Below are 6541 nucleotides of genomic sequence, written 5' to 3'. Positions count from 1 at the left end.
CACGAACCGCTCATGCAGAGCGCCCAGTTCCCCCGCCCACAACCTGACATCAGCAAGGTCCCCACCCATAACCACACCAACGACCGACCTGGCCAGCAGTCACGGCAAGCACCGTTGCAGTACTAGGGCGCGGCTCGGCCCTGATTGCGGCGGGGGGCGGGACCGTCGTCCTCCTCGAGCCCTAGGACAACCGGGAGGTCAGCAGTGTGGACTCATGATCGCTCGTCGAAGTGATTGCGGGCCGGGCCGCGTACCTGCTTGATCAGAGCGTGGGTTGGCCGCTCGTGCGGGCATGGAGTGGGACTAGCTTTCACCCCGGGGCGCAACCGTCGATGATCGATTGTCGGTCGAGGTAAAGTTCTAGCCTTACAACCAGCTGTCTAAGGCGCAGCGTCCACGAGTTGGTAGAGCCCGGCAGAGGCAGCTCCGAGGACCAGGAGAAACAGCCCGCAGCGCAGGAACACCGGACCCACAAGGGTGGCCGATTCGGACTGTCCCGTGATGGTGCGCCAGTCCCGCACGCGTCGGATGTCCCCCGCGCTGGCCCACCAGAAGCCGGCACCGGTCACCGAGAAGATCGCACCGAGCAGGACGACGGCACTGAGGACGGCCAGGAAATCTCGTCGGTCGCTGTGGCCAGTGATGGTCAAAGTCACCGCCACGAGCGGCACCACGCTCAGCAGGCCGAAGGTCACGCCTCGCCGTGCAACTTCGGCCGGCCGCAGTCGCGGCAGCATCACGCCGTCTTGGTCCAAAGCCATGGCCAGCACCCTAGCCTGCCCGGTCTGAGCAGCCACAACTCCACCATATGGCGCCCCTGGTCGAGGCATGGGACAGCAAGGCGTCGGACTGGAGCACGCAACGCCGCGAGGCCTACGCCAACGACCAAGGCCAGGAAGCGTCGCTGGTCGCGGTCACCGCCCGCTCCAACGGAAACAGGCCGACCAGCGGGACGTGCTGGTGGCGATCGTGTTCGTTGCCACGTCAAGCTGCACGTGGCAGCAGTGGCCGACAGTGGCCTCCGAGCTGCCAGGGGTATCGGCCTATCGGCGTTCAGCGAGTGGTCGAAGGCTCGGACGAATAGAGAGAACCCTGACGTAGACCGACGTGGCTCTGGGGCATGCCCTTTGGCCACTCGGTGGCAGCGTCGACGGATCGTCCCACGCGAATTCGCAGGGGGAGGGGGAGATGGTCCTGCCCTGCCCGGCCCCGCGGGGTTGGAGGATACGGCGAAGGCGCCCGGAAGTTCGGGTGAAGCGATCTCCGGGTCCCTTCTGCGACTGTCGCTACTTGCCGGCTGCCGGATCGCCGTCGCCGAGGCCGATCCACCAGTGTCCGTCATCCTTGACCAACAGCAGGTTCTGCCGCTGGCCGGTCTCCTCGTAGGCCACCGTCACCGGGTTGAAGTAGTCGACGGACCCTTCCAGCACGGTGAGCTCGACCCGCCCGCTCGCTGCTTCGCCGTACGCGCGCACATACTCGGCTGCGGCCGGTCCGGGCTGCTTGTAGGCCGGACCGGCGAGCTCGGCGAGTCCCTTGGCGTCGCCGTCTTTGAGCCGTTGCACATAGATGCGCAGGAGGGTGTCGACATCCTCGGCCGTCTCCTGGACGTCGGGGTACACGGACTTCTCCGCACGCACCGTCACGTCGACCTTCGGTGAATCGGCCAGGGCATAGGGTGCCCGCAACCAGTTCCACCACACCGCCGCGGCGATCCCGGCCACGACGAGTACGCCACCGCACAGCAGGATGACCCGCTTCTTCACACGCATCTTCCCCTCAGTACCAATTTGGCTTGACGCGGATGATCGAGCAGTCGGTTCCCTCGTTGAAGCCCGTCAGGTACTCGTTGAGCGGCTTGTCGAGCCGGTTTTCGTTGTGGGCGGTGACGTAGGCCTGCCGTCCTTCACCTTGGTGATGACGCCGGCGTGGTCGTTGGTGCCCTTGGTTCTGGTAGCGCTCGCCTTCGTCGGGCCGGGTGGGAGGCCGCCCGACTCCGGTGCGGTGCTCGGAGACCTCCTCGAGCACCCGCTGGAGCTGGGGGCCGGCCGTCGCCGTAATGCCCCGGTGTCAGAAGGATGGCGAGGGGTCGGCATCGTCCGGCGGCGAGGTGGATTTGGGTGGTGCCGGTAGAGCACCCCGTTGATCGCCCGACGGTGGTCGCCCACCGGTCCCCACTAGCACCACCGGGAGGTAGAAACGGCTCCAGCCGGTCCCACTCCGCATTCGTGAGATCCCCCCAACCCGTGAAGCCAGCCTGGCGCCCTCGCGGAGGTCCCGTCGAATGCCCTCCTGGGGCCGCGCCGGTTTCCCAGGGCCTGATCGGGGGACGCCGGGCGCCAAGGCACCTGTCGCGCTCGACCGCCACATAGGGGGGCGTTACAACGGGACTTCGGGCGAGAAACCGTCGCGCCTACCCACCCCCCGACCGGATCGAGACCATGACAGATTCCCGGCCTGCCGCTGCGGCGGTGCGGATCGTGCTGGTCGCCGACCCCGGAGTGGCGTCGGAGATCGCCCAGGGACTGGCTGACGAGCTGCCGCGGTTGCTGAGGCGGCGGGTCCGCGCCGACGTCGACTGGCAGGTGACGGCGCGCACGGCACCGCTGGTCGCGGACGAGCAACTGGGGGTCTCCTCCGTGACCGACGTCGTACGCCCGTTCCTCCCTCCCAGGTGATGGCACGTCTGCGTGTTCCGCGCCGACGCGGACGGCCCCGCACCAGGCCGGACGTGGTCCTGGCGGACAAGGCGTACTCCTCACGCGCGATCCGCGCACACCTGCACAAGCGCGGGATCCGCGCGGTGATCCCCGTCCCGGCGGACCAGCAGGCCCACCGGCTGCGGCGCGGCAGACAAGGCGGCAGACCACCGGCCTTCGACCGCGACGCCTACAAGCAGCGCAACACCGTCGAGCGGTGCATCAACCGCCTCAAGCAGTGGCGCGGCATCGCCACCCGCTACGAGAAGACGGCGACCATCTACCTGGCCGGACTCCACATCGCGGGCATCTTCCTCTGGTCCGCCCGCTGAACCGAAACCGCCTAGCGGCGGGTGAGGCGGGTGAGGGTGACCCCGTTGGGGAAGGCAGTGCGCTCGGCGACGTCGAAGACAGTGGGGTCGAAGGGCCCGTCGACTACCGGGACTCCAGTGCCGGCAATGACCGGATACGTCTTGATCAGCAGCTCGTCAATCTCGGGCATCAGGGTGCCCGCGAGCTGGCCGCCCCCGCAGAGCCAGATGTCCAGCACGGCGCTCACCTCGCTCTTGAGCTCGCGGACGAGGGCGAGCGGGTCACTCGGCACGACGGTGACGGCTGGGTCGGTGTCCGGCTTGAGAGTGCTGGACACCACGTACTGGCGCAGGTGCGCGTACGGGCTGGTGATCCCGTTGTCGAGGGCTGGGCGGTAGGTACCGAGGCCCATGACGACGGTGTCGAAACGCCGGTTGGGCGCGTCGGCGACGCCGACGGCCGCGCGGTAAGCGGTCGGGATGGTCTCCGGGTACAGCGCGTTCATCCAAGTCGAATAGGCGGCGGCCTGCTGCTCGTCGCCCTGCGGAAAGAAGTCGAACTCGCCGCCGGGACCGGCGATGCGGCCGTCGAGCGAGACGCCGATGTAGTACACGAGCTTCCGCAAAATGGTCCCCCACACGTAGTACTCTGATTGAAGTGGTTTGAACGTAGTACTACATCTGGAGTGGTGTCAAGGGTGAGACGGAATGACCGGCGGCGCGCGGCCCTCGTCGACGCGGCGATCGAGGTGCTGGCCCGGGAAGGCGCACGCGGTCTGACTTTCCGGGCCGTGGATGCTGAGGCGGCCGTTCCCGCCGGTACGGCGTCCAACTACTTCTCGAGTCGCGACGACCTGTTCACTCAGGCCGGCGCCCGGGTCTACGAGCGACTCCAGCCCGACGAGGCCACGATTGCCCGCCAGCAGGCGGCCGGCCGCGACCGGGACACCTACGTAGAGCTGATGCGCGAACTCGTTGGCCGCATCGCCTCCTTCCGCACCGGTTACCTCGCGCTGCTGGAACTCCGCCTCGAAGCCACTCGCCGCCCCGAACTGCGCAAGGTCCTCACGGAGCGAGTCCGGGCCGACGTGGATGCCAACGTCGCCTATCACGAGACTTCCGGTCTCCCCGGCGACACCACGGCGGTCAAGCTGCTCATGCTGACGCTGAACTGGCTGATCGTTGAACAGCTCACCCTGCCGGACGTCTTCACGGAGGCAGAGCGTGAACAACTGGTAACGGCCGCAGTGGAGCGCATTGTGGCGGCGGAGTAGCTGCCCGGCCCAGGATGACTCCAGTCTGCTGCGGTGGAAGAGAGCTGGACCGGACCGGCCTCGGCAGTCACCCGCTCTTGGTTCCGCCTGCTGATCCGAACGAAACGGCCTACGCCGAGCTCGCCTGGTTCGTCAGCTCCATGGGCATGGTCGGGGGTGCGTTCGGATCCGGGCTCGAAGACGACGGCACTGTCCGCAACGCGGCGTACGGCGAGCGTCAGCGGTGGCAGAAGCTGCGTGAGGAGAAGAAGGTGCGGGAAGAACAGGAGGGCGAGACGTAGAGCGCCCCAGAGCCGAGCCGTGCGGAGCTCCATCCATCCACCGGTCATCAGCGGCCCGTGCCAGTGCAGGAGGAGTTCGCCGCCGCAGCGGAAACAGGTGTGTTCCGTCTGGCCCTCGTCATCCTGATCGGCAGGATGCAAACGGAGGAGTTCGACGTCGCTGACCTTGCGATGTCGTCGCGTAGGTGTCGATCCTGAGGGTTCCCGTTCGTGTAGGAGGTGAGAGAACCCCCGCGACACCAAGGAGGTCGTCATGCAGCACTACCTGCTCAGCGTGATCCAGCCGGCCGGCGGTGAGCCGCCCCCGCCCGACGAACTCGCCGAGATCATGCGCCGGGTGGAGGCCTTCAACCAGGAACTGCGCGACGCCGGGGCCTGGGTCTTCGCCGGCGGGCTGCACGGCCCGGAGACGGCCACCGTGCTGCGCCCCAAGGACGGCGACGTGCTCATCACCGACGGGCCGTACGCCGAGGGCAAGGAGTATCTGGGCGGCCTGTGCCTCATCCAGGCCCCCGATCTGGACGCGGCGCTGGAGTGGGGCAGGAAGGCCGCCCTGGCCATCACCCTCCCCATCGAGGTGCGCCCCTTCGCGGCCACGCACTGATGCCCGAGACCGTCGACATCGCGGCCGTCTTCCGTGCCGAGTACGGCCGCGCCGTCGCCGTCCTCGTCCGCCACCTCGGCGACATCGACCTCGCCGAGGAGGCGGTCCAGGACGCCTTCACCACGGCCGTGCGGCGCTGGCCGGAGACCGGCGTGCCGCCGAGCCCGGCCGGCTGGATCATCACCACCGCCCGCAACCGGGCGATCGACCGGCTGCGCCGGGAGTCGAGCCGCGACGCCCGGCACGCCGAAGCCGCCCGGCTGTACGCGCCGGACACGCCGGCGGAGGAGGGCCCCGTGCACGACGACCGGCTCCGGCTGATCTTCACCTGCTGCCACCCCGCGCTCGCCCCGCAGGCGCGGGTGGCCCTGACCCTGCGCCTGCTCGGCGGGCTCAGTACGGCCCAGATCGCCCGCGCCTTCCTGGTGCCCGAGCCCACCATGGCCCAACGCCTGGTCAGGGCCAAGGCCAAGATTCGGGGCGCCCGGATTCCGTACCGCGTGCCGCGCGACGCGGACCTCCCCGATCGGCTGGCGGGCGTTCTGGCCGTGGTCTACCTGATCTTCAACGAGGGCTACACCGGTGATCCCGAGCTGTGCGACGAAGCCGTACGCCTCGGCCGGCTCCTCGCCGACCTCATGCCGGACGAACCCGAGGTCACCGGTCTGCTCGCGCTGATGCTGCTGACCGAGTCGCGGCGGGCCGCTCGGGTGGACACGCACGGTGCGTTGGTGCCGTTGGGGGAGCAGGACCGTGGTCGCTGGGACCGGGAGCTGATCGCCGAAGGGCAGGACCTCCTCCGCCGCTGCCTGCGCCGAAACCAGGCCGGGCCCTACCAGATTCAGGCCGCGATCAACGCCGTGCACAGCGACGCACCGACCGCGCAGACCACGGACTGGGGCCAGATCCTGCGGCTCTACGACCAGCTCATGGCCCTCGCGCCCAGCCCGGTCGTCGCCCTCAACCGTGCTGTCGCGGTCGCCGAGGTCCGGGGCCCACGGCCGGCCCTCGACCTGCTGGACGGCCTCGGCCTCGACGGCTACCACGTCTTCCACGCGGTCCGCGCCGACCTGCTGCGCCGCCTCGACCGCAACACCGAGGCCGTACGGGACTACGAGGCAGCCCTCGCGCTGACCAAGAGCGCGGCCGAACGTGCCTTCCTCGAGCGACGCGCCCGGTCGCTCACACGCTGAGCGCCTCTCGCGCCGAGCGACCGGGTTCGGCCGCAGCAGCCGTGGCCGGACGGCTACAGGTACTGATGCACGCAGAATCCCTGGCCAGGGCGACGCTCATGGCTCATAGCTCCGCACATGGCACCGTTCGTGTTGCCGTCCTGGTGACGCTTCGGCGAACGGCGCGAGCACACGCAGCG

Annotated in this window: 9 protein-coding genes and 2 pseudogenes; 7 read left to right on the top strand and 4 right to left on the bottom strand. The window is 68.8% G+C overall.

Going from position 1 to position 6541, the window contains the following annotated elements; all coding sequences use genetic code 11:
- Nucleotides 1-380: 380 nt before the first annotated feature.
- Nucleotides 381-797: a DUF6336 family protein gene (locus K4G64_RS22305; RefSeq protein ID WP_221757788.1), complete on the bottom strand. Its 417-nt coding sequence runs from the start codon at nucleotides 795-797 to the stop codon at nucleotides 381-383.
- Between the two features lie 2 nt (nucleotides 798-799).
- Between K4G64_RS22305 and K4G64_RS40365 the strand changes: the two are divergent.
- Nucleotides 800-964, top strand: a pseudogene (locus tag K4G64_RS40365) (HNH endonuclease); the annotation flags it as partial.
- 322 nt (nucleotides 965-1286) lie between these two features.
- Here the strand turns inward: K4G64_RS40365 and K4G64_RS22300 are convergent.
- Both K4G64_RS22300 and K4G64_RS22295 read right to left on the bottom strand, forming a co-directional pair.
- Nucleotides 1287-1772: a hypothetical protein gene (locus K4G64_RS22300; protein WP_221757787.1), complete on the bottom strand. Its 486-nt coding sequence runs from the start codon at nucleotides 1770-1772 to the stop codon at nucleotides 1287-1289.
- A 7-nt stretch (nucleotides 1773-1779) separates the two neighbouring features.
- Nucleotides 1780-2028, bottom strand: coding sequence for a hypothetical protein (locus K4G64_RS22295; protein ID WP_221757786.1), 249 nt, complete (start codon nucleotides 2026-2028; stop codon nucleotides 1780-1782).
- A 413-nt stretch (nucleotides 2029-2441) separates the two neighbouring features.
- Here K4G64_RS22295 and K4G64_RS22290 point away from each other — a divergent pair, with 413 nt between their 5' ends.
- Nucleotides 2442-2678 carry a hypothetical protein gene (locus K4G64_RS22290; RefSeq protein WP_221757785.1) on the top strand — a complete coding sequence of 79 codons (237 nt, stop codon included), beginning with the start codon at nucleotides 2442-2444 and terminating at the stop codon, nucleotides 2676-2678.
- Nucleotides 2672-3031, top strand: a pseudogene (locus K4G64_RS22285) (transposase); the annotation flags it as partial. The gene K4G64_RS22290 and the pseudogene K4G64_RS22285, both read left to right, overlap by 7 nt.
- An 11-nt stretch (nucleotides 3032-3042) precedes the next feature.
- Here the strand turns inward: K4G64_RS22285 and K4G64_RS22280 are convergent.
- Entirely contained in the window at nucleotides 3043-3636 is a 594-nt protein-coding gene (locus K4G64_RS22280) for a dihydrofolate reductase family protein (protein ID WP_221757784.1), read from the bottom strand.
- Between the two features lie 60 nt (nucleotides 3637-3696).
- Between K4G64_RS22280 and K4G64_RS22275 the strand changes: the two genes are divergently transcribed.
- The 4 genes from K4G64_RS22275 to K4G64_RS22260 all read left to right on the top strand — a co-directional run bounded on the left by K4G64_RS22275 (nucleotide 3697) and on the right by K4G64_RS22260 (nucleotide 6362).
- Nucleotides 3697-4284 carry a TetR/AcrR family transcriptional regulator gene (locus K4G64_RS22275; protein WP_221757793.1) on the top strand — a complete coding sequence of 196 codons (588 nt, stop codon included), beginning with the start codon at nucleotides 3697-3699 and terminating at the stop codon, nucleotides 4282-4284.
- A 77-nt stretch (nucleotides 4285-4361) separates the two neighbouring features.
- Nucleotides 4362-4565: a hypothetical protein gene (locus K4G64_RS22270; protein WP_221757783.1), complete on the top strand. Its 204-nt coding sequence runs from the start codon at nucleotides 4362-4364 to the stop codon at nucleotides 4563-4565.
- Nucleotides 4566-4818: 253 nt separating this feature from the next.
- Entirely contained in the window at nucleotides 4819-5169 is a 351-nt protein-coding gene (locus tag K4G64_RS22265; protein WP_221757782.1) for a YciI family protein, read from the top strand.
- Nucleotides 5169-6362, top strand: a complete 1194-nt coding sequence (locus tag K4G64_RS22260) for an RNA polymerase sigma factor (protein WP_221757781.1) — start codon at nucleotides 5169-5171, stop codon at nucleotides 6360-6362. Before K4G64_RS22265 ends, K4G64_RS22260 begins: the two co-directional genes overlap by 1 nt.
- Nucleotides 6363-6541: the final 179 nt, after the last annotated feature.

The organism is Streptomyces sp. WAC04114, assembly GCF_019733245.1.
Taxonomy (GTDB): Bacteria; Actinomycetota; Actinomycetes; order Streptomycetales; family Streptomycetaceae; genus Streptomyces; species Streptomyces massasporeus_A.
This window is presented reverse-complemented; position numbering and strand designations above follow the sequence as displayed.

What these genes read in the sequence shown, in the direction of transcription:
- K4G64_RS22265 (WP_221757782.1), top strand. Translation starts at nt 4,819, where the DNA reads ATGCAGCACTACCTGCTCAGCGTGATCCAGCCGGCCGGCGGTGAGCCG.
- K4G64_RS22290 (WP_221757785.1), top strand. Translation starts at nt 2,442, where the DNA reads ATGACAGATTCCCGGCCTGCCGCTGCGGCGGTGCGGATCGTGCTGGTC.
- K4G64_RS22300 (WP_221757787.1), bottom strand. Translation starts at nt 1,772, where the DNA reads ATGCGTGTGAAGAAGCGGGTCATCCTGCTGTGCGGTGGCGTACTCGTC.
- K4G64_RS22260 (WP_221757781.1), top strand. Translation starts at nt 5,169, where the DNA reads ATGCCCGAGACCGTCGACATCGCGGCCGTCTTCCGTGCCGAGTACGGC.